Genomic DNA, 21942 nt, shown 5'->3' with positions numbered 1-21942 from the left:
CGGTGGGATGGGTGGCGGTGGTGCGGCGTGTCGGTATCGCGGTACTGACCCTGCTGTTGGCGTCCATCGTCATCTTCTCAGTGCTGCACGCGGTTCCGGGTGATCCCGCCGTGGCACTCGCCGGTGCCGACGCGTCGCCGGCGACCCTGGAGGCTCTCCGCCACGAGCTGGGCCTCGACCGGCCGCTGGTCGTGCAGTACCTGCAGTGGCTCGGCGGGGCGCTCACGGGTGACCTCGGTCGGTCCTACGTCATCGGGGGCAGGATCGACGCGCTCCTCGCCGACGGCCTGCGCAATACCGCTGCCCTGGGGCTCACGGCCCTGGCGATCGCGGTCGTGGCCGCCGCGGCGCTGTCGTTCGTCGCCGTCGCCTCCCGCACGACGTGGGTGCGTTCGGCGATCGCCGGGTTCGAGGTGATCGGGATCGCGGTACCGCCCTTCGTGACCGGCGTTCTCCTCGTCGAGTTCTTCGCCGTCGTGTGGCCGGTGCTGCCCGCGGGCGGCACGCCGCCGCGCGGCTACACCGACGACGTGGGTATCACGCTCCAGTACCTGCTGCTGCCCGCCGTCTGCCTCGCGATCCCGGTGGCCTCGACCCTCACCCGGTTCTTCTCCGAGGCGCTCCGCACCGAGTGGGCACGGCCCTACGTCCTGACCGCGCGCGCCGCGGGCGTCCCCGCGGGCCGGATCCTGGTGCGGGGTGCGGCGCGCAACGCCCTGCCGTCGGTGGTCACGGTGTTCGGCATCCAGGCCGGCCAGCTGCTGGGCTCGGCGGTGCTGGTCGAGGCGATCTTCGCGTGGCCCGGTCTGGGGCAACTCCTCGGCCAGGGCATCGCGGCGCGCGACTACCCGGTGGTGCAGGCGGTCCTTCTGCTCGCGGTCACCGTGTTCATCGTCATCGCGCTGCTCACCGACGCCGCGTACCGCCTCCTCGACCCCACCCGGAGGCCGGCATGACGCGCTCGCGCACACTGCTCGCCGGGGCCGCACTGCTCCTTCTCCTCGTGGTTCTCGGCGTCGCCGCACCGCTGCTGGCGCCCGAGGACCCCCTCCGGCAGATCCCCGGAGCGAACCTGCTGCCTCCCGGAGCCGGCCACCCGCTGGGCACCGACGACCTGAACCGGGACGTCCTCAGTCGCGTGCTGTACGGGATCAGGACCAGTCTGCTCGTGATCTTCAGCGCGGTTCCGATCGCCGCGCTGGTCGGCGTCGGGCTGGGCGTCGCGAGCACCGCCCATCGGGCGGTCGACACCGTCCTCGCCCGCGCCTCCGACGTCGTCCTGGCCTTCCCCGCGCTCATCCTCGCGATCCTGCTCACGGCGCTGCGGGGCCCGGGCATCGTCACTGTCGTGCTCGCGATCGCCGTCGCCGAGGCACCGGTGTTCCTCCGGCTGACCAGGGCCGAGATCCTGCGTCTGCGGGGAACGGCCTACGTCGAGGCGGCACGGGTCGCCGGCGCGTCGCCGGGCACCGTCCTCGCCAAACACGTTCTTCCCAACGCGCTCGAGCCGCTCGCAGTGCAGGTGGCGCTCGCCCTCTCCCTCGGTGTCTTCGTCGAGTCCGGGCTGAGCTTCGTGGGGGTCGGAGTGCGCCCGCCGACGCCGTCCCTGGGCTCGGTGCTGGCGGGAGCGGTGAACAACTGGGACGCCAACGCCGCGTACGCCTGGGGGCCGTTGGTCGCGATCGTCGCCCTGTCGCTCGCCCTGTTGCTCATCGCCCGAGGATTCGCGGGGGCCCGCCGATGACTGCGCCGCTGACCATCGCCGGTCTCACGGTCACCGGCCCCGACGGGCGGGTGCTCGTCGACGGCCTCGACCTGACCGTCTCGGCGGCCTCCGTCACGGCCCTCGTCGGCGAATCCGGTTCGGGCAAGACGCTCACCGGCCTCGCGATCCTCGGCCTCCTGCCCGCGGGGCTCTCCGCCACGGGCAGCATCGAGCTCGGCGGGGAGCAGGTGATCGGGCGCAGCGAGCGCGAACTGCGACCACTGCGTGGGACGCGCGCGGCACTGGTCTTCCAGGAACCGCAGTCGGCACTCAATCCGTCGCAGCGGATCTGGCGGCAGATCCTCCAGGTCCTGCGCGCCCACAGGCGGGTGGGGCGCGCCGACGGTCGGCGCCGGGCGATCGAATTGCTCACCGACGTCGGCATCCCCGATCCGGAAGTCCGCGCCGACTGGTACCCGCACCAGCTCTCCGGCGGGCAGAAGCAGCGCGTGGTCATCGCGCTCGCCCTCGCCGCCGAGCCCGCGCTCCTCATCGCCGACGAGCCGACGACCGCGCTCGACGTCACCGTCCAGGCACAGATCCTCGCGCTGCTGCGCGACCTGCGCGACCGGAAGGGCCTTGCGGTCCTGCTCATCTCGCACAACCTGGGAGTCGTCGCCGACCTCGCCGACACCGTCACCGTCGTCCGCGCGGGCGAGACCGTCGAGACCGCGCCGGTCGACGAGATCTTCGCGCACCCGCGGGCCGCGTACACCCGGGAGCTGCTCGCCGCCGTTCCTCGTCTCCCCACCGGGGCGGGGCAGGCGGAGGACACCCCGGCGTTGGAACCGGTCGTGCGGGTCGAAGGACTTCGCGTGATGTTCGACGGTGCGGCCGCCCTCGACGGCGTCGATCTCACGGTGGGGCGCGGTGAGGTGGTGGGGCTCGTCGGCGAATCGGGCTCGGGGAAGACGACGCTGGGGCGCGTCCTCGTCGGCCTTCAGGGCGCCGATGCGGGCCTCGTCGACGTGCGCGCGACGACGCTCGGGCTCGTTCACCAGGACCCGTACGCCGCGCTCGACCCGCGCTGGGACGTCGGCCGGATCGTGGTGGAGCCGCTGCACATCGCCGGTCAGCGCGACAACCGGATCCTGCGGGAACGCGCCGCCGACCTGATCGACGCCGTCCGGCTCCCGGCGGACGTGCTGCGGCGGCGGCCCGCCGAACTGAGCGGAGGGCAGCGGCAGCGCGTGGCCCTCGCGCGTGCCCTGGCGGGCTCGCCCGAGCTCGTCGTGGCGGACGAGCCGACCAGCGCACTGGACGTGTCCGTGCAGGCGGGCGTCCTGGACCTGTTCCGGGAACTGCACGCGGAGTTCGGTTTCGCGGCGGTGTTCATCACCCACGACCTCGCGGTGGTGGGCGAGGTCGCGGATCGGGCGGTGGTGCTGCGACACGGCCGCGTCGTCGAGGAGGGACCGGCGCGGTCCCTGCTGGCGGCGCCTCGCTCGGAGTACGCGCAGGCGCTCGTGGCCGCGGTGCCGGTGCCCGACCCGGAGGTCCAACGGGCACGGCGGGAGGAGCGGCGATGAACGGCGTCACGCGGCGATCGGTTCTGCTGGGGGCGTTGGGTATCGGCGCGGCGGGAGCGCTGTCGGGGTGCACGTCCGCCGTCCAGCGGGCGCGGGACGCCAACGCCGCGCCTGGCGGCGCCGGCGGCACACTGGTGCTCGGCTCGTTGGCCGACATCGACCCGAAGTCGATCTACAGCCAGTCGGTCACGACGATGGCGATCGGCCTCCTGGTGTGGGACACCCTGATCCGGTACGACCGGAGCACGCGCACACCCCGTCCCGCGGTGGCCCGGTCATGGGACGCCACACCCGACGGCCGGAGCCTGACTCTGCACCTGCGGGACGACGTCCGCTTCCACACCGGCCGCCCTCTCACGTCGAAGGACGTCGCGTACGCCGTGTCGGTCTACGCATCCGACGCCGCGGGCTCCCAACTGCAGTCGGCGGCGAAAGCGGTGACTGCGGTCGACACCCCGGATCCGCACACCGCCGTCCTGCGGTTCGCCGCCACCGTGCCGAACGTCTTCGACCTGCTGGAGTTCATGCTGCTCGTCGATTCCGAATCGGCCGCGGAGCTGCGTGCGGGGACGAGCTTCGTGGGCACCGGGCCGTTCCGGTTCGACGGTCGCGAGGTGGCGGCGAGCGCTCGCTTCCGCCGCTTCGACGGGTACTGGCGAGGGCCCGCTCGCCTCGACGGCGTGACGCTACGCGTGGTCCGCGACGCCGGTGCGCTCCTCACATCGATCCGGGCGGGACAGTCCGATCTCGTTCTCGACGCCGCGCCGCGGGCGCTGCGGCAGTTCCGGGACCGGTCGCTGTACCGGATCACGACCGGCGACGTCCACGACGCCGCGTACTACGTGGGTGCCAACGTAGCCGCGCCCGCTGTGGCGGACAAGCGGGTGCGGCAGGCGATCTCCTACGCCGTGGACCGGGACAGGATCGCGGCGGAGGTCTTCGCGGGTGCAGCGGTCGCGAGCGCGTCGCCGTGGGCGGCGAGCTCGCCCGGCTACGACGGGGCGGCCGCATCCCACTACCGGAAGGATCCCGGGCGGGCCCGCGCGCTGCTCGCCGAGGCCGGCGGTCCCCGACGCCTGGCCCTGAGCTACCCGACCGGATTGGCCGCGGCACCGGCGATCGCCGCGATCGTGCAGAACGACCTGGCGGAGGTTGGGGTCACCGTCGAACTCGACCCCCGGGAACAGGCGTCGTTCTCGCCGTTCCTCAAGTCCGGGAAGCACGAACTGTGGGTGGGCCCGCACGGCTTCGGCCAGTCCGACCCGCTGACCCTCGCGGCCGGCGCCGCCCCCTTCAAGCCGAAGGGGAACCTGTCGGGGTTCTCCGCGCCCGAGTACACGGCCCTCGTCGCGCGGCTGGCGGAGGAGGGGCCGGGCCGGCCGGCGGCGCTGCGGGAGTACACGGACTACCTGCTGGACCAGCAGTTCATCATCGACCTCGTGGTCTCGCCGGCCACGTACGTCTCGCCAGCGCGGGTCAAGGGCCTGGACTGGAACCTCTACAAGTACATCGACCTGCACGGCGCGACCGTCCGCTGATCACAACCAGCGGTAGCGCACCTCCGGGCGTCCACGGCCGCCGTACTCGGTGACCCGCTCGCACAGCCGGTCGTCCGCGAGGCGCTCGAGGTAGCGCCAGGCGGTCACCCGCGACATCCCCGTCCGGGCGGCGACGTCGGCGGCACCGAGGGGCCCGTCGGCGTGCCGCAGCGCGCCGGTGACGGCCTCCAGGGTCGACGGTGCCAGCCCCTTCGGGGCCGTCGTCTCGGCGGGGGCCTCGCGCAGCGCGGCGAACGCGGCGTCCACCTCCCGCTGGCCGACGTCGCCGCCGCCCAGCGCGTCGCGGAAGGAGAGGTAGCGGCGCAGCCGGTCCGCGAAGGCGGCGAAGGTGAAGGGCTTGATGAGGTAGAGGATCGCGCCGCTCGCCATCGCGCCGCGGACCGTCTCCATGTCGCGGGCCGAGGTGATCACCATGACGTCGGGCCGCGGGCGGACGGCGGCGAGGTCCGCGGCGAGGTCGAGCCCGCTGCGGTCCGGCAAGCCCACGTCCGCGAGCACCAGGTCGACGGGCGGGCCCGCGACGGCGGACCGTCGGACCTCGCCGAGCGCGGCGGCGGCCGTTCCGGCGACCCCGGCGACCTCGAAACCGTCCATGCGCCGGACGTATTCGGCGTGCGCGCGGGCGATCTGCGGTTCGTCGTCGACCACCAGCACCCGGATCGTCATCGCTCTCCTTCCGGCAGGCGCACCGTCACCGTCGACGGCGCGCGCTCCGCCTCGATCGTGCCACCCGCCTGCCGCACCACCTGATCGACCAGCGCAAGACCGAGCCCGCCGCCGTGCAGGCGACCGCTGCGGTCCTTCGTCGAATAGCCGCGCGTGCGGGCACGGCCGAACTCGTCGGCCGACATGCCCGGGCCGCTGTCGGCTACGCGCAGCTCCCACGCTCCGCCGGGGCTCGACGCCGAGAGCTCCACCCAGCCGCCCGCCCCCGCGGCGTCGATCGCGTTGTCCACCAGGTTGCCCAGGAGCGTCAGCAGCTGGACGTCGGGGAGCGGGGCGCGGGCGAGGTCCGTGCCCTCCGCCACGGTCAGCTCGACGTCGAGCGCGGACGCCGCGGCGGTCTTCGCCACGAGCAGCGCGACGGCGGACGGCGCGGGGTCCCCGGCGAGCCGGTCGATGAGCTGCTGCGAGGCGGACCGGTCGGCGACCGCCAGGTCCGCCGCCGCGGCGTCCTCGCCGAGCTCGATCATCGTGACCACGGAGTGCAGCCGGTTGGCGTGCTCGTGCGCCTGCGCGCTCAGGGCGTCGGCGAGGGACCGGGCGGTGTCGAGCTCGCCGAGGACCGTCTGCAACTCGGTGCGGTCGCGGACGGTGAGGACGGTGCCGATCGGGCCGGTCGGGCCGGTGACGGGGCGGCGGTTCACCAGGAGCACCCGGTTGCCGGTCACGTGCAGCTCGTCCTCCAGGTCGGCGGCGCCGCGCAGCGAGGGCGGCAGGTCGTTCTGCCCGACGTCGCCGTCCGGCAGCTCCAGGAGCCGTCGTGCCTCGTCGTTGACCACCCGGGCGGGACCGTCGGGCGCGTCCGCGTCGAAGACGATGAGGCCCTCGGAGAGGGTGTGCAGCACCGCGTCGTGGTGCTCGTACAGGCCACGCAGGTCGTGCGCGGAGAGCCCGAGGGTCTGGCGGCGCAGCCGCCGCTGCGCAAGGGCCGAGAGCGCGACCAGCAGGAGCAGCGCCGCTGCGACGACGGCGAGGATCCGGGGCAGCGCGTCGCGCACCTGGTCGCCGAGCCGGGCGCGGGTCACGCCCGCGGAGACCAGCCCGACGAGGGTGCCGGAGGCGTCGTGCACGGGCGTGACGGTGCGGATCGACGGGCCGAGGCTGCCCGCGTAGGTCTCCGTGAACGTCTCGCCCGCGAGCGCCCGGTCGATGCTGCCGGTGAACTTGCCGCCGATGAGCGCGGGGTCGGCGTGGCTCAGGCGGGTGCGGTCGGGGCGCATGACCACGACGAAGTCGAGGCCGCCCAGTGCCCCGACCCGCTCCGCGACGGGCTGCATCACCGCCGGCCCGTCCGGGGCGGCGAGCGCCGCCACCGTCGACGGGGACGCGGCCAGCGCCACCGCGGCGGCCCGCGTCTGCGCCCGGGCGGTACGGTCACCGTCGTCCCGCGCCTGGGTCACGACCAGCCACGACGCGCCCACGGCGATGGTCAGCAGGATCGCCACCTGGGCCAGGAACGACTGGGCGGCGACGCTGCGTGCTCTGTTCCTCACAGGTACGACGTTTACACAATGAACACAAGCTGTGCTGCAGGTCACAGTTCTCGCAAGATCTATCCAGGCTCTTTCAGCCCATCGATCAAGGAGGACGCCGTGGCGGCTCAAGGAAAACGCGACCGGACGCACTGGCTCTACATCGCGGTGATCATCGCCGTGGTGGCCGGCGTGATCGTGGGCCTGGTGGCCCCCGAGTTCGGCAAGGGGCTCAAACCCCTCGGCGACCTGTTCGTCAGCCTGATCAAGATGATGATCAGCCCGGTGATCTTCTGCACCATCGTGCTCGGCATCGGCTCGGTGCGGGCCGCGGCCAGCGTCGGCAAGATCGGCGGCCTGGCGCTCGGCTACTTCATCGGCATGTCGACCTTCGCGCTCGGGATCGGCATCGTGGTGGGCAACCTGCTCAAGCCCGGCACCGGGCTCGGCATCCACGCCGACCCGACCGTCGGCGCGAAGTACGCGGACCAGGCGCACGCCGCGGGCGGAACCTGGGGCTTCATCCAGGGCATCGTCCCGGAGACGCTGTTCTCGGCGCTCACCGCGGGCAGCGTGCTCCAGGCGCTGTTCGTCGCCCTGCTCGTGGGCTTCGCGTTGCAGGCCATGGGCCCCGCGGGTGAGCCGGTGGTGCGCGCGATCGGCGTGCTGCAGAAGCTGGTCTTCCGCGTGCTGGTGATGGTGCTCTGGCTGGCCCCTGTGGGCGCCTTCGGCGCGATGGCGGCCGTGGTCGGGGCGACGGGCTTCGACGCCGTCATCCAGCTCGGCTGGCTGATGCTCGCCTTCTACATCACCTGTGCGCTGTTCGTCTTCGTCGTGCTCGGCACGCTGCTGCGCTTCGTCACGGGCCTGTCGGTGTTCAAACTCGCGCGGTACCTCGGCCGCGAGTACCTGCTCATCGTCGCGACGTCCTCGAGCGAGTCGGCCCTGCCGCGGCTCATCGCCAAGATGGAGCACGCCGGCGTGGAGAAGACGACGGTCGGCATCGTGGTGCCCACCGGCTACTCCTTCAACCTCGACGGCACCGCGATCTACCTGACCATGGCCTCGCTGTTCATCGCCGACGCGATGGGCTCGCCGCTGAGCTACGCGGAGCAGTTCTCGCTGCTGCTGTTCATGATGATCGCGTCCAAGGGCGCTGCGGGCGTCACCGGAGCCGGCTTGGCGACCCTGGCGGGCGGCCTGCAGAGCCACCGCCCCGAGCTGCTCGGCGGCGTCAGCGTGATCGTCGGCATCGACCGGTTCATGTCGGAGGCCCGCGCGCTCACCAACTTCTCCGGCAACGCGATCGCCACGCTGCTCATCGGCAAGTGGACCTCCACGGTCGACCTGGCGCAGACCCAGCGCGTGCTCGACAAGCAGGACCCGTTCGACGAGGCGACGATGGTCGACGACCACGGCGCCGAGGGACCCGCCGGCCCGGATACGAAGGTGGCCGCCGCGCACTGACCCTCTCCCACAGTCGAAGCCGTCCCGACCGCCCGCGGTCAGGACGGCTTCAGCCGCTGTGCGAGGTCGCGGGCCTGCTGCTCGGTGAAGCCGCCCGCCAGCTGGATCCGGCCGCCGTCGATGCCGCTGCGGATCACCGGCGCGGACACGACGCGCGCCCCGACCACGATCGCCAGCTGTTTGTTCACATTGCGGGCGGTGGTCTCGGCGACCGCGCGGCTGTCGGCGGCGTCGAGCTGGAACGTGACGAGCCACTGCCCGGATTGCTCCGTGACGCCCGCGTCGGTCGCGGGCGCGTGCGTCACCGACGGCTCGAGCCGGTAGAGCATCGGGCCGGTGCGCTCGCAGAGCTCCGCCCTCGCCGACGGTGCCGGGGTCGCGGTGGGACATGTCCTGGATCCGACGGGTTCGGCGGAGGTCACCACGCGCAGCTGCGGCGCCACCGCCGCGGGGGACGCGCTGCTCGGAGGACTCTCGTGCCCGCCGTTTCCGGACTGGCCGCACGCGGCGGTCGCGGTGAGGGCGGCCGCCACGACAGTCGCGGTGGTCGCGGTCCGGATTCCTCCTCGATTCGCCATGGTCCCGAGGGTAGGCCCGCCGGGCGCTCAGTGGGCGAAGCGCGCGCGAACCGCATCCTCCGTGAGCCCGTAGTCTTCCAGTGCATAGGTGTGGTTGGGGCGCCGGGCGCCGGATCGGCTGGCGTCGTGCATCGCCGACATCGCCTGTTGCGCATCGCCGGTCAGGTCCAGGCCGAACGATCCGTAGATGTTCCCGACGGTGCCGAGCGGGTCGGCGACGAGGTCGCGGTAGTCCACGTCCACGAACTGGGCGCCGCGCCCCGCGGCGGTGTGCCGCGCGCGGGCCTGGTCGAAGGCGGCGAGCCCGCGGGCCCAGGTGTCCAACTGGTCCGCGCCGATGGTCGCGCCGGTGAACGCCGTCGACCAGCCCTCCGTGGCGTGCTGCGCGAGCGAGCAGACGGAGGCGATGATCGTCTCGGCCGGCCGGTGGCACTGGACGATCAGGGCGTCCGGGTACACCTCGAGGACCGCGTCGAGCGCGAACAGGTGGCTCGGGTTCTTGAGAACCCACCGCTTGCCCGGGTCGTTCATGCCGATCAGTTGCAGGTTCCGCTTGTGCCGGCGGTACGCGGGCGTCCAGTCCTGTTCGGCCAGCCAGGCCGCGTACGACGGGACGTGGGCGAGGCACTCGTAGGAGACGGAGTGCACGGACTGGCGCAGCAGCTGCCAGCACTCCTCGACCTCCGACGCCGACATGTAGTGCAGCCCCATGAATTCGGGGTGCTCGGTGTGGTGCTGTGCATACTGCTCGTCGAGGAGCGTGTAGACGGGGTTCTCCGCCCACGTCTCGCGCGGGGGCCGCGGCTGCGGGACCTCCGCCAGCCACATCTGCAGGCCCTGATTGCCGGGGTCGGCGTCGAGCAGGCGGTGCAGGGCCGTCGTGCCGGACCGGGGGAGGCCGGTGACGAACATCGGCCGCTCGACGGCGACGTCGGCATGGCCGGGGTTCGCCGTGAACGCCGCCTCGCTGATGAGGCGCGCGGAGAGCGCGCCCCGGAGGAAGACGCGCGAGAGCTTCGAGCCGAGCTCGGTGAGCGCCGCCTCGTCGCGGTAGGAGTCCAGCAGGACCTGCAGGGCGTCGCGATAGCCGTCCGACGGGTCGCCGAAGTCGCTCAGCCCGGTGCGCCGCATCGCGGACTCGTGCAGATCGTCGACCGTGCCGACGGAGGTGGTGATCTCAGACATGGAACTCTCCGCAGTTGACGTCGAGCGTCTGGCCGGTGATGCCGGACGCGCGGGGTGAGGCGAGGAACAGGACGGCCGAGGCCACCTCGTCCTCGGTGGGCAGGCGCCGCAGGTCGGAGTTCTTCGCCGCGTCGGCGTAGTCCTCCTCCACCGTGACGCCCTTGGTGCTGGCGCGGTACTCGAAGTAGGCCTTGAGCGTGTCGCCCCAGATCCAGCCCGGCACCACGGAATTGATCCGGATGCCCTCGGGGCCGAGCTCGGTGGCGAGCGACTGCGCGAGTGCGAGCTGCGCCGTCTTCCCGGCCTTGTAGCCGCCGTAGCGCAGGTCGGAGTGGCGGATCACCATCGAGTTCACGTTCACCACGGCGCCGCCGCCGTCCGCTGCGGCGAGGGCCTCGCGGAAGGCGAGCACAGTGCGCAGCGCGCCGAGCGCCATGAGGTCGACGCTCTGCAGGATGTGCGCGGGATCGGTCTTCACCAGGCGCTGCATCGACGGGTACGTGAACGCGTTGTTGATCACCGCGTCGACCCGGCCGAACCGCTCCTGCACCTGCGTCGCCAGCGCGGCGAGCGAGTCCTCGTCGGTGATGTCCGCGGGGATCGCGACGGCACCGTCGATCTCGGCGGCCATGGCCTCCAGGCGCTCCGCGGTCCGCGCGACGAGGACGACGCGCGCGGCCTCGTCGGCGAACCGTCGGGCGAGCACGGCGCCGAGGGCCGGCCCGGCCCCTGCGATGACGACGACCCTGCCGTCCAGTCCCAGTCCGGCCATCAGCCGACCATCCTTTCGCCGATGAGTCGCGCCCGTTCCGCGATCCGGGCGCGCCACGCGGCGCCCTCGATGCGGTTGGACGCGTGGTGGGGGAGGTGCTGCGCGACCTCCGCGAGCGGGACCACCTGTGCGGTGGGACCGTCGGCGGCGGTGAGCGGGGAAGCGGTGCGCTGCCAGCGGAACTGGAGGTAGCCGCGACGGTGCCCGAGGGTCTCGATCCAGTTGGCGACGCCGGGATCGTCGTTCGACACCACGATGCGGATCATGCCGTCCGGGTCCACCTGCGCCTGTGACCCGTTGAGCGAGGTCTGGTGGTGGATGTAGTCGAGGGAGATGTACCAGAGGCTGCCGAGCTGGAAGCCCAGGTACGGCGCGTCGCCGCGGGGCACCGTGATGATGAGCGCCTGGTCGTCGGCGAGGTCGTAGTGCCCGACCGAGGAGAACTGGGTGGCGAGGCCGCCGGGCGTGAGCCGCGGGGCCGTCAGCGTGTTCACCGGGAGCGGGTCGTAGAACCACTTGGGGAACTGCAGCCAGGTCTTCACGCGGTTCACCAGCTGCTTGCCCGCGGCGGCGTAGCGCTTGGCCATGAGCTCGGGGGTGACCGGCGGTGGGGCGGTGCCCGCGGTGTCAGCGCGGGCGATGGCGAAGGTGCTGCGCTCCGCGGCCCAGTCGTCGAAGACCTCGCGGATCACCAGCTGCGCCTTGCCGGGCGGGAGCCGGTAGTAGTCGGGTCCGGGCTCGCCGGGGCCGAAGCGGACCGCGAACCGGCCGTCGGCGTCGACGGTCAGCTCGCGGTCGTCGAAGGCGACGGTGCTGGCGGGCACGTTGTCGTCGGTGTACTCGCCGCCGCCCAGCACCTGGAAACTGATGTCGCACGTGGTGCCGCGCCGGCCGGTGACCACGTACTCGTGCGCGCCGTCGACCCGCGCGCCGAAGTACAGCGTGTCCGGGTTGTCGAGGCCCATCTTCGTGAACGGTCCCGTGCCGCTGAGCAGGAACGGATGGTCCTTGTCGAAGTGGAAGGCGCCGTGGACGCAGGCGGCGACGCCCTGCGCGAGGTACTGCAGCCCCTCCAGCAGGTCGGCCTCGGTCTCGATGTGCGGTGCCGCGGCGACGAGGCCCTCGGCCTCGGTGATCGCCGCGACGAGCGGATCGCTGTACATTCCACCTCCGGTAGTGGTACAAATGTGGACCAATGCGGTAGAACCTGTTCCAGACCGTAGGCGCAGGTGTCGGCGAGTGTCAAGGAGTGGCGATGACGGATGCGGTGGAGTCGGCGGAGGCGGTCGGCGCGGCGGGACGCACCTCGCCGCCGACCGCGCGCGTGGTGGCGGTGCTCGACTTCCTCTCGCGGCACGAGCGGGAGCGGTTCGGCATCTCGGAGCTCGCGCGGCGCGTGGGGCTGAGCAAGCCGACGTGCCTCGGCATCGCCGCCACGCTGGTCGAATCCGGGTATCTGATCCGGGACGAGCGGGACAAGACCTACCGCCTGGGGCCGGCGCTGATCCCTCTCGGGCGGGCCGCCCGCACGTCGCTGCGGGCCGACCCCGCGGGCGGCGACGTGCTCGCGGGGCTGTGGGAGGCCTTCGGGCACCCGGTCTCGCTGTCGGGCGTCGTCGGCGACCGAGTGACGGTGCTCGACGTGGCAGTCGACCCGGGGCGCCCCGCGATGGTCAAGGTGGGCGACAGCTACCCGTTCACCCCGCCGATCGGGCTCATGTACGTGCTCTGGGACCGCACCGGCCGGCTCGAGCGGTGGCTCGCGCGCGATCACGTCCGCGCCGACGGCGACCGGCTCGCCCGCGTCATCGAGACCTGCCGCGCCGACGGCTACCTCGTGGAGCTGCTCACCCCCGCGGGGCAGCAGCTGTACCGGCTCATGGCGGGCGTGCCCGGCGACATCCCGGCGGAGCTGCGCGCGCTGCTCGGGGAGGTGGTCGCGGGCATCGGCGACCGCGTCCACCTGCGCGGGGAAGCGACGGAGACGGGCGAGGCGCAGAACGTCAGCGTGATCTCGGCGCCCGTCTACGACGGCGACGGCGCGCAGGCGATGGTCGCGAGCATCTACGTGAGCGCCGAGCTCGACGAGGCGGGTATCGCCGAGCGGGCGACCGCGCTCGTCGCCGCCGCCGACCGGATCACCGTCCGGATCGGGGGCAGCAAGCCGCGGCGCTGAGGTGTTGACAGTCAGCGAGAACAGGTTCTAATCTTCGGAACAAGGATGGACCGTTACGGTCCAAATATGAACCGGAGGTTCGAGTGGTGGAGACGACGGTCGCCGCGGATCATCTGCGGGCTCTCGAGGCGGAGGCGGTGTTCGTCTTCCGGGAGGTCGCCGCCACCTTCGAGCGGCCCGTGCTGCTGTTCTCGGGCGGCAAGGATTCGGTGGTCATGGTGCACCTCGCCGCCAAGGCCTTCTGGCCCGCGGCGATCCCGTTCCCGGTGCTGCACATCGACACCGGGCACAACTTCGACGAGGTCCTCGTCTTCCGCGACGAACTGGCCGCCGACCGCGGACTGCGGCTCGTCGTCGGCAGCGTGCAGGACGACATCGACTCCGGCGCCGTCGTCGAGCCCACCGGCCCGGGCGCGACCCGCAACCGGCTGCAGACGGCCACGCTGCTGCGCACCCTCGGCGAGCACCGCTTCGACGCCGCCTTCGGCGGGGCGCGCCGCGACGAGGACAAGGCGCGCGCCAAGGAGCGGATCTTCAGCTTCCGCGACCGCTTCGGCCAGTGGGACCCCCGCGCCCAGCGCCCCGAGCTGTGGAACATCTTCAACGGCCTGCACCAGAAGGGCGAGCACATCCGCGTCTTCCCGCTCTCGAACTGGACCGAGCTCGACATCTGGCAGTACATCGCCGCCGAGGCGATCGCTCTGCCGTCCCTCTACTACGCGCACGAGCGCGAGGTGATCGAGCGCGACGGGATGCTGCTGTCCACCGGGCCGCTCGTGGCACCCCTGCCCGGCGAGACGCCCGAACGCCGGACCGTGCGGTTCCGCACCGTCGGCGACGCGACGTGCACCGGCGCCGTGGAATCGGACGCCACCACGCCCGAGGCCGTCGTGGCCGAGGTCGCGACCACCCGGATCACCGAGCGCGGCGCGACCCGCGCGGACGACCGGATCTCCGAGGCCGGAATGGAAGACCGTAAGAAGGAGGGCTACTTCTGATGGAGATCCTGCGCATCGCGACGGCCGGAAGCGTGGACGACGGCAAGTCGACGCTCATCGGGCGGCTGCTGTTCGAATCCAAGGCCGTGCTGGAGGACCAGCTCAGCGCCGTGGCCGCCACCACCGCCGCCCGCGGCGAGGAGGGCGTCGACCTGGCGCTGCTCACCGACGGCCTGCGGGCCGAACGGGAACAGGGCATCACGATCGACGTGGCCCATCGCTACTTCGCCACCGCCACGAGGAAGTTCATCCTCGCCGACACGCCGGGGCACGAACAGTACACGCGGAACATGGTCACCGGGGCGTCGACGGCCGACGTGGCGCTCATCCTGGTCGACGCCCGCCACGGCCTCACCCGGCAGTCCCGCCGGCACGCCTTCCTCACCTCGCTCCTCGGCGTCGAGCACGTCGTGCTGTGCGTCAACAAGATGGACCTGGTCGGCTTCGACCGCGGCCGCTTCGACGCGATCCGCGCCGAGTTCGCCGAGTTCGCGGCCAAGCTCGAGGTGCACGACGTGGAGGCCATCCCCGTCTCGGCCCTGTTGGGCGACAACGTCACCGAGCGCTCGGCGAACACCCCGTGGTACGACGGCCCGTCGCTGCTCTACCACCTCGAGAACGTGCACGTGGTGAGCGATAAGAACCTCATCGACGCGCGGCTGCCCGTCCAGTACGTGATCCGCCCCCGCGACAGCGACTTCCGGGGCGTGGCCGGCACCGTCGCCTCCGGGGCGTTCGCGGTCGGCGACGAGGTGGTCGCGCTGCCGTCGGGCTTCACCACGACGGTGGCCGAGCTGTACCGGCCCGGCGGGGCGAAGGCCGACCGGCTGGAGGCGGGGGAGGCCGCGTGCGTCCGGCTCGCCGACCACCTCGACGTGGGCCGCGGCGACGTGCTCTGCCGGCCCGCGAACCGTCCGCAGTCCGCGACCGACCTCGACACGACCGTGTGCTGGTTCTCCGACATCGCGACGCTCACCGAGGGGGCCGAGTACCGGATGCTGCACGCCCACAGCTCCGAGACCGTGCGGGTAGAGGCGCTGGACTACCGGCTGGACACCAGCACCCTGCACCGCGACCAGGACGCCACCGCACTCGGGCTCAACGACATCGGCCGGGTGCGGCTCACCGCCCGCCGGCCCGTGCTGTTCGACCCCTACCGGCGGGGCCGGACCCTCGGTAGCTTCGTGTTGGTGCACCCGCACACCAACGAGACCGTCGCCGCGGGAATGATCACGGGCCCCACGCTGCGCTCCAGCGCGGTGGTCTGGCACGGCGCGGCCGTCCGCCGCGAGGACCGCGCGACGCGCGGTGGCACCGTCTGGCTGACGGGGCTCTCCGCGTCCGGCAAGTCGACGGTGGCCTGCGAGCTCGAGCGCCTGCTGGTGGCGCGCGGCGTGCCCGCCTATCGGCTCGACGGCGACAACCTGCGGCACGGCCTCAACGCCGACCTCGGATTCTCCGCCGCCGACCGGGCCGAGAACGTGCGGCGCGTGGGCGCCGTCGCGCAGCTGCTCGCCGATGCCGGGACGGTGGCGATCGCCTCGCTGATCAGCCCGTACCGCGAGGACCGGGACCGGATCCGCGCGCAGCACGAGGAGGCCGGCCTGCCCTTCGTGGAGGTCTTCGTGGACACCCCCGTCGAGCTGTGCGAACAGCGCGACCCCAAGGGCATGTACGCCAAGGCGAGGTCCGGCGAGATCCCCGAGTTCACCGGGATCAGCGCGCCCTACGAGGCGCCGGAGCGGCCCGAGCTGGTGCTGCGGCCCGAGGACGGGGAGCCCGCGGAACAGGCGCTGGTGGTGCTGGACCGCTGGCTGAAACTCCGGCCGTGAAACACCCGTCTAAACTGGGCTGGTGCACGTAGACACGGTGACCCACGCCGCCTCCACGCCCGATGTCGACCAGCCGTACCGCGAGCTCGGACTCAAGGACGACGAGTACCAGCGGATCCGCGAGATCCTCGGCCGCCGGCCCACCGACGCCGAACTCGCCATGTACTCGGTGATGTGGTCCGAGCACTGCTCCTACAAGAGCTCCAAGGTGCACCTGCGGTACTTCGGCGAGACCACCACCGACGAGATGCGCTCGACGATGCTCGCGGGCATCGGCGAGAACGCCGGCGTCGTGGACATCGGCGACGGCTGGGCCGTGACCTTCAAGGTCGAGTCGCACAACCACCCGTCGTACGTGGAGCCCTACCAGGGCGCGGCCACCGGCGTGGGTGGCATCGTCCGCGACATCATGGCCATGGGCGCCCGCCCGATCGCCGTGATGGACCAGCTGCGGTTCGGCCCGGCCGACGCCCCCGACACCCGCCGCGTGCTCGACGGGGTCGTGCGCGGCGTCGGCGGCTACGGCAACTCCCTCGGCCTGCCCAACGTGGGCGGCGAGACCGTGTTCGACGCCTCCTACGCCGGTAACCCGCTGGTCAACGCGCTGTGCGCCGGCGTGCTGCGCACCGAGGACCTGCACCTGGCCTTCGCCTCCGGCAAGGGCAACAAGATCATCCTGTTCGGCGCCCGCACCGGCCTCGACGGCATCGGCGGCGTCTCGGTGCTGGCCTCCGAGAGCTTCGACGCGGACGAGAAGCCCAAGAAGCTGCCGTCGGTGCAGGTGGGCGACCCGTTCATGGAGAAGGTGCTCATCGAGTGCTGCCTGGACCTGTACCGCGAGAAGCTCGTCGTCGGCATCCAGGACCTCGGCGGCGCCGGCCTCTCCTGCGCCACCTCGGAGCTGGCCGCCGCCGGCGACGGCGGCATGTACGTCGACCTCGACCAGGTGGCCTGCCGCGCGCAGGGCATGAGCGCCGCGGAGATCCTCTCCTCCGAGTCTCAGGAGCGCATGTGCGCCGTGGTGACCCCGGAGAACGTCGACGAGTTCATGGCCGTGTGCGCCAAGTGGGACGTGCTCGCCACCGTCATCGGCGAGGTCACCGACGGCGAGCACCTGGTCATCGACTGGCACGGCGAGACCGTCGTCGACGCCCCCGCGCGCACGATCGCCCACGACGGCCCCGTCTACACCCGGCCCGTCGAGCGGCCCGCGTTCATGGACGCGCTCATCGCCGACACCACGGCGGGCCTGCGGCGCCCCGCCTCCGACGACGAGCTGCGCGCCACCGCCCTGAAGCTGCTCGCCTCGCCGGCGCTGTGCTCGCGCAAGTTCATCACCGAGCAGTACGACCGCTACGTCCGCGGCAACACCGTGCTCGCCGAGCACGCCGACGGCGGCGTCATCCGCATCGACGAGAGCACCCAGCGCGGCATCGCCCTCTCCACCGACGCCTCGGGCCGCTACACCTACCTGGACCCCTACGTCGGCGGGCAGCTCGCGCTCGCCGAGGCCTACCGGAACGTCGCCGTCACCGGCGCGACGCCGAAGGCCGTCACCGACTGCCTCAACTTCGGCTCGCCGGAGGACCCGGGCGTGATGTGGCAGTTCCAGCAGGCCGTGCACGGCATCGCCGACGGCTGCGTCGCACTGGGCATCCCCGTGACCGGCGGCAACGTCAGCTTCTACAACCAGACCGGCAGCACCGCGATCCTCCCGACTCCGGTGATCGGCGTGCTCGGCGTGATCGACGACGTGCGGCGCCGCATCCCGACGGGCCTCGGCACCGAGCCCGGCGAGACGCTGTACCTGCTGGGCGACACGCATGACGAGTTCGACGGCTCCATCTGGGCGCAGGTCGAGCACGACCACCTCGGCGGCGTGCCGCCCCGCGTGGACCTGGGCCGCGAGAAGCTGCTCGCCGACGTGCTCACTGCCGCCTCGCGCGACGGCCTCGTGTCCGCCGCGCACGACCTCTCCGAGGGCGGCCTGTGGCAGGCCGTCGTCGAGGCGGCGCTGGCCGGCGAGACGGGCTGCCGCCTGTTGCTGCCCGAGGGCTCCGACGCCTTCGTCCAGTTGTTCTCGGAGTCGACGGGCCGCGTCCTCGTCGCCGTGCCGCGCACCGAGGAGACCCGGTTCGCCGCCATGTGCGCGGCCCGCGAGCTCCCGGCCGTGCGCATCGGCGTGGTCGACCAGGGCAGCGACTCCGTCGAGGTCCAGGGCCGGTTCAGCGTGACGCTGGCCGACCTGCGCGCCGCGCACGAGGGCACGCTGCCCGCGCTGTTCGCCTGATGGCGGCACCGTCGGGCGAGAACACCGCAGCGGCCGCGCCCGAGGAGGGCCTGCACGCCGGCCTCCGGGCCCGGCACCTGATCATGATGAGCCTCGGCTCCGCGATCGGCGCGGGCCTGTTCGTGGGCGCCGGCAAGGGCATTGCGCTGGCGGGCCCGGCGGTGCTCATCGCCTACGCCGTGGCCGGGCTCGTCGTGATCGCCGTCATGCGGATGCTCGGCGAGATGGTCGCCGCCGACCCGAACCCCGGCGCCTTCTCCTACTACGCCGGCCGCGCCCTCGGGCCCGGCGCCGGGTTCGCCGTCGGCTGGCTCTGGTGGGTGCAGCTGTGCCTGGTGGTGGCCGCGGAGGCCGTCGCCGCCGCCGCGATCCTGAACGGGCTGCTGCCCGGCGGGCCGCCCGTGTGGGGGTGGGCGCTCGTCTTCATGGTCGCGCTGACCGCGCTCAACCTGGCCGGGGTCCGCGGCTTCGGCGAGTTCGAATTCTGGTTCTCGCTGATCAAGGTCGTCTTCGTCGCGCTCTTCCTGGTCATCGGCGTCGGCTACCTGCTCGGCTGGACGAGCGCACCGTCGCCCGGGCTGGGCAACCTCACCGACTTCGCGCCGCACGGCATCAGCGGCGTCGTCGCCGCGCTGCTCGTGGTGGCCTTCGCCTTCGGCGGCATCGAGATCGTGGCCGTCGCGGCGGCCGAGACCCGGGACCCCGAGCGCACCGTCGGGCGGGCCATCCGCGCCACGGTCTGGCGGATCCTGGTCTTCTACGTCGGCAGCGTCGCCGTGATCCTGCTCGCGCTGCCCTGGGACGACCCGGCCGTCGCGAAGGAGCCCTTCGTCGCCGTGCTCCAGGCCGCGGGGCTGCCCGCGGTGGGCACCACTCTCGGCGTGGTCATCGTCGTCGCGCTGCTCAGCTCCCTCAACGCGAACCTGTACGGCAGCTCGCGGATGCTCTACTCGCTCGCCGAGCGGAGGATGGCGCCCGCCGGTTTCGGGCGCGCGAACCCGTCGGGCGTGCCCGTCCTCGCGGTGCTCGCGAGCTCGGCGATCGGCTTCCTCGCCGTGCCCGCGACGTACGTGTGGGGCTCCGAGGTGCTGGACCGGCTGCTGGCCGTCGTCGGGTCGACGCTCATCGTCACCTGGCTCGCCACCATCGCCTCGCAGATCGTGCTGCGTCGCCGCGCCGAGCGCGACGGGACCCGCCTACCGCTGACGATGTGGGGCTACCCGTACCTCTCGTGGGCCGTCCTCGTGGTGCTGCTGGGCATCGTGGTCCTCGCGATCGCCAACGACGACGTCCGGTACCAGGTGCTCTCGACCTCCGCGATCGTCGCGCTGCTGTGGATCGCCGGGACCGTGCACGCGCGCGGTCAGGCCCGGCGCGCGTCCTTGGAGCGGTAGAGCCCCGCGTCCGCCGCGACGATGAGCGCCTCCACCGAGGTCCCGGCCTCCGCGGTCGTCGTGGTGCCGATGCTCGCGCCGATCCGCACCACGTGCGCCTCGGCGCCCTCGGCCGCGGGCAGCTCGACGGGCGTCGACAGGGAGCGGTGCACGAGCTGCGCCGCGTCGCCGGGCCGGAAGGGCGGGGAGACGAGGACCGCGAACTCGTCGCCGCCCACGCGGTAGAGGATGCCGACGCCCGTGAGCGCGGTGCGGATCCGCGCCGCGATCGCCCCGAGCAGTCGGTCGCCCACCGCATGCCCGAGCCGGTCGTTCACCGCCTTGAAGCCGTCGAGGTCGACGAGGCAGAAGCCGACCCTGCCGGCGGGCGCGTCCGCCAGGTCCTCGCGCAGCCGGCGCCGGTTCGGCAGCCCCGTCAGCGCGTCGTGGTGGGCGAGATGGCTGAGCTCGGCGTTCGTCGCGCGCAGCTCCGTGACGTCGTGCCCGACACCCACCAGGAGCGGCGGGCGGTCGCCCTCGGCGGGCACCCGGCTCAGCGCCCAGCGGCCGACGCTCGTGTCGCCCAGGAAGCGCAGCCGGCGGTGCTCGAGGAACCGGGTGACGCTCTCGTCGTCCGCCTCGGCCAGCTCCCGCAGTACCCGCTCGACGTCGACGGCATCGTCGGAGAGCAGCGGCCGCACGTCGTCGCCCGACGGTCCCAGCAGGGTCGGGTTGGCCTGCATCATGCGGGTCATCGCCGAGCTGGCCTCGAGGATGCGGCCGTTCTCGTCGGCGACGAAGACGGGGGAGCGGGCGTGCTCGAACATCACGCGCAGCCGCGCCTGCGCCTGCCGCTCGCCCTCCTCGGCCGACCGCCGGGCCAGTTGCGCCGCCCGGTGCACCACGGCCTGCCCGTCGATGATCCGGCGCGTGAGGGCCTCGGCGTAGCCGGCGGTGTACTCCGCGAGGATCAGGGCCGTCCGGCGCCGGACCTCCGCCGTCGGCTCCCGGACCAGCGCGTCGGGCAGGGTCGCGATCGCCCGGCCGCCCGCGGCGGCGCCCGCGGGCACGGTGATCTGCAGCGAGACCAGCAGGCGACCGACGTCGCGGCCCACCGCCGGGTCGAAGTCGTCGGCTCCGAGCGCGGCGATCACGGACTGGAAGGCCGTCAGCAGGTCCGCGCGGACAACGGCGGCGGGCAGGGGGAGGTAGACGTCGTCCGCGATCGCCATGAGGAACTCGTCCACGAGCAACGCGACGACGGACTCACCGCGCGCGAGGAAGCCCAGCGGTGACGAGGATTCCCCCACTGCCCCTCCTCGATCCCGGTTCTGTCCGAGCACTCTACGCGGGGCGCCGAGTTCGGTTAGATTCGACGTTGCAATGACGAATCTCGAACCGCCAGACGCACCGTCGACGATCCCGCTGGACATGGACCGCCCCAACGGATCGCGGCTCTACGACTACTTCCTGGGCGGCACCAGCTACCTCCCGGTCGACCGGGACGCCGGCGAGGAGATCGCCCGGGAAGCCCCGCACTGGGCGCTCGGCGCTCGGCTCACCCGGACCTTCGCTCGCCGCGCGGTGCAGACGATGGCGAACGCGGGCATCGACCAGTTCCTCGACCTCGGCTCGGGCATCACGGCGGGCGGCACCGTCCACGAGCTGGCGCGGCTGGTCAACCCCGAGGCGCGGACCGTCTTCGTCCATCGCGAGCCGATCGCCTTCGAGCTCGGGCGCCAACTCGTCGGCGACGATCCGCACGCGGGGGTGCTCAAGGTCGACATCCGCGACCCCGACGCCGTTCTGAACCACCCCGTGACCCGCGGGCTCATCGACTTCACTCGCCCCGTCGGGCTGCTCGCGGTCGGGACGTTCGTCTTCGTCGGCGACGGGGACGACCCGGCCGGGCTGCTCCGCCGGTACCGGGAGCCCGCCGTCCCGGGCAGCATGATCGCCCTGTCGCACGTCTCCGACGATTCCGCCCACCCCGAGATCGCCGCCGAGTTGCGGTGGGTGCGTCGGCGATACGAGCAGACCAGTACCCCGCTGAACGTTCGGCCCCGCGCGGAGATCCTCTCCTGGCTCGAGGGCACGGAGATCCTCGAGCCGGGCCTGGTGCGCTACGGCCGGTGGCGTCCCGAGTACCCGCTCACCGAGGCGCAGCTGCGCTGCGACTACGGCTACGTCGGCGTGGGCCGGGTCGTGTGATCCGGCGCGGTG

General features: G+C 72.6%; 18 protein-coding genes. 11 read left to right on the top strand and 7 right to left on the bottom strand.

What is annotated here, in order from left to right; all coding sequences use genetic code 11:
* Nucleotides 1-2 precede the first annotated feature (2 nt).
* Genes ACM9LD_RS05375 through ACM9LD_RS05360 form a run of 4 tightly spaced genes read left to right on the top strand, consistent with a single transcriptional unit; the run spans nucleotide 3 to nucleotide 4832 of the window.
* On the top strand, nucleotides 3-956 hold the full coding sequence (locus ACM9LD_RS05375) for an ABC transporter permease (RefSeq protein WP_415675725.1): 954 nt from the start codon (nucleotides 3-5) through the stop codon (nucleotides 954-956).
* A complete protein-coding gene (locus tag ACM9LD_RS05370; protein ID WP_415675724.1) occupies nucleotides 953-1744 on the top strand; it encodes an ABC transporter permease in 792 nt (263 codons plus the stop codon). The genes ACM9LD_RS05375 and ACM9LD_RS05370 overlap by 4 nt, the downstream gene beginning before the upstream one ends.
* The gene (locus ACM9LD_RS05365) at nucleotides 1741-3294 is read left to right on the top strand and encodes an ATP-binding cassette domain-containing protein (protein WP_415675723.1); all 1554 of its coding nucleotides are present in this window, start codon (nucleotides 1741-1743) and stop codon (nucleotides 3292-3294) included. The genes ACM9LD_RS05370 and ACM9LD_RS05365 overlap by 4 nt, the downstream gene beginning before the upstream one ends.
* Nucleotides 3291-4832, top strand: a complete 1542-nt coding sequence (locus tag ACM9LD_RS05360) for an ABC transporter substrate-binding protein (RefSeq protein WP_102102816.1) — start codon at nucleotides 3291-3293, stop codon at nucleotides 4830-4832. Before ACM9LD_RS05365 ends, ACM9LD_RS05360 begins: the two co-directional genes overlap by 4 nt.
* On the opposite strand, the gene ACM9LD_RS05355 is transcribed toward ACM9LD_RS05360, so the two are convergent.
* Nucleotides 4833-5519 carry a response regulator gene (locus ACM9LD_RS05355; protein WP_068522795.1) on the bottom strand — a complete coding sequence of 229 codons (687 nt, stop codon included), beginning with the start codon at nucleotides 5517-5519 and terminating at the stop codon, nucleotides 4833-4835. It abuts the gene before it with no gap.
* Nucleotides 5516-7069, bottom strand: a complete 1554-nt coding sequence (locus ACM9LD_RS05350) for a sensor histidine kinase (protein ID WP_415675722.1) — start codon at nucleotides 7067-7069, stop codon at nucleotides 5516-5518. The genes ACM9LD_RS05355 and ACM9LD_RS05350 overlap by 4 nt, the downstream gene beginning before the upstream one ends.
* 18 nt (nucleotides 7070-7087) lie before the next feature.
* Between ACM9LD_RS05350 and ACM9LD_RS05345 the strand changes: the two genes are divergently transcribed.
* Nucleotides 7088-8515: a cation:dicarboxylate symporter family transporter gene (locus ACM9LD_RS05345; RefSeq protein WP_068522793.1), complete on the top strand. Its 1428-nt coding sequence runs from the start codon at nucleotides 7088-7090 to the stop codon at nucleotides 8513-8515.
* 38 nt (nucleotides 8516-8553) lie between these two features.
* Here the strand turns inward: ACM9LD_RS05345 and ACM9LD_RS05340 are convergent, their stop codons facing one another.
* From ACM9LD_RS05340 to ACM9LD_RS05325, 4 genes are read right to left on the bottom strand one after another with little or no spacing between them, the layout of a single operon-like run.
* A complete protein-coding gene (locus ACM9LD_RS05340; RefSeq protein ID WP_415675721.1) occupies nucleotides 8554-9093 on the bottom strand; it encodes a SecDF P1 head subdomain-containing protein in 540 nt (179 codons plus the stop codon).
* A 27-nt stretch (nucleotides 9094-9120) separates the two neighbouring features.
* Complete coding sequence (locus ACM9LD_RS05335; protein ID WP_415675720.1) at nucleotides 9121-10278, bottom strand: sulfotransferase family protein; 1158 nt, start codon at nucleotides 10276-10278, stop codon at nucleotides 9121-9123.
* Nucleotides 10271-11050, bottom strand: coding sequence for an SDR family oxidoreductase (locus tag ACM9LD_RS05330; RefSeq protein WP_415675719.1), 780 nt, complete (start codon nucleotides 11048-11050; stop codon nucleotides 10271-10273). The genes ACM9LD_RS05335 and ACM9LD_RS05330 overlap by 8 nt, the downstream gene beginning before the upstream one ends.
* Nucleotides 11050-12213 (bottom strand): hypothetical protein, encoded by a 1164-nt coding sequence (locus ACM9LD_RS05325; RefSeq protein ID WP_415675718.1) that lies wholly within the window; start codon nucleotides 12211-12213, stop codon nucleotides 11050-11052. Before ACM9LD_RS05325 ends, ACM9LD_RS05330 begins: the two co-directional genes overlap by 1 nt.
* Before the next feature lie 92 nt (nucleotides 12214-12305).
* Between ACM9LD_RS05325 and ACM9LD_RS05320 the strand changes: the two genes are divergently transcribed.
* The 5 genes from ACM9LD_RS05320 to ACM9LD_RS05300 all read left to right on the top strand — a co-directional run bounded on the left by ACM9LD_RS05320 (nucleotide 12306) and on the right by ACM9LD_RS05300 (nucleotide 19740).
* A complete protein-coding gene (locus ACM9LD_RS05320) occupies nucleotides 12306-13226 on the top strand; it encodes an IclR family transcriptional regulator (RefSeq protein ID WP_415675717.1) in 921 nt (306 codons plus the stop codon).
* A gap of 83 nt (nucleotides 13227-13309) precedes the next feature.
* On the top strand, nucleotides 13310-14224 hold the full coding sequence (cysD, locus tag ACM9LD_RS05315) for a sulfate adenylyltransferase subunit CysD (protein ID WP_415675716.1): 915 nt from the start codon (nucleotides 13310-13312) through the stop codon (nucleotides 14222-14224).
* Nucleotides 14224-16056 (top strand): adenylyl-sulfate kinase, encoded by a 1833-nt coding sequence (cysC, locus tag ACM9LD_RS05310; protein ID WP_415675715.1) that lies wholly within the window; start codon nucleotides 14224-14226, stop codon nucleotides 16054-16056. The genes cysD and cysC overlap by 1 nt, the downstream gene beginning before the upstream one ends.
* Nucleotides 16057-16078: 22 nt before the next feature.
* Nucleotides 16079-18346: a phosphoribosylformylglycinamidine synthase subunit PurL gene (gene purL / locus ACM9LD_RS05305; protein WP_415675714.1), complete on the top strand. Its 2268-nt coding sequence runs from the start codon at nucleotides 16079-16081 to the stop codon at nucleotides 18344-18346.
* Entirely contained in the window at nucleotides 18346-19740 is a 1395-nt protein-coding gene (locus ACM9LD_RS05300; protein ID WP_415675713.1) for an amino acid permease, read from the top strand. The genes purL and ACM9LD_RS05300 overlap by 1 nt, the downstream gene beginning before the upstream one ends.
* Here ACM9LD_RS05300 and ACM9LD_RS05295 read toward each other — a convergent pair.
* On the bottom strand, nucleotides 19710-21029 hold the full coding sequence (locus ACM9LD_RS05295; RefSeq protein ID WP_415675712.1) for a diguanylate cyclase domain-containing protein: 1320 nt from the start codon (nucleotides 21027-21029) through the stop codon (nucleotides 19710-19712). The two genes, ACM9LD_RS05300 and ACM9LD_RS05295, sit on opposite strands and share 31 nt — an antisense overlap.
* 73 nt (nucleotides 21030-21102) lie before the next feature.
* On the opposite strand from ACM9LD_RS05295, the gene ACM9LD_RS05290 reads away from it, so the two are divergent.
* Complete coding sequence (locus ACM9LD_RS05290) at nucleotides 21103-21930, top strand: SAM-dependent methyltransferase (RefSeq protein WP_415675711.1); 828 nt, start codon at nucleotides 21103-21105, stop codon at nucleotides 21928-21930.
* Nucleotides 21931-21942: the final 12 nt, after the last annotated feature.

This window comes from Tsukamurella hominis, from assembly GCF_965137015.1.
Taxonomy (GTDB): domain Bacteria; phylum Actinomycetota; class Actinomycetes; order Mycobacteriales; family Mycobacteriaceae; genus Tsukamurella; species Tsukamurella hominis.
Note: the sequence above shows the minus strand (reverse complement) of the source record. Positions and strands in the feature narration are given on the sequence as shown.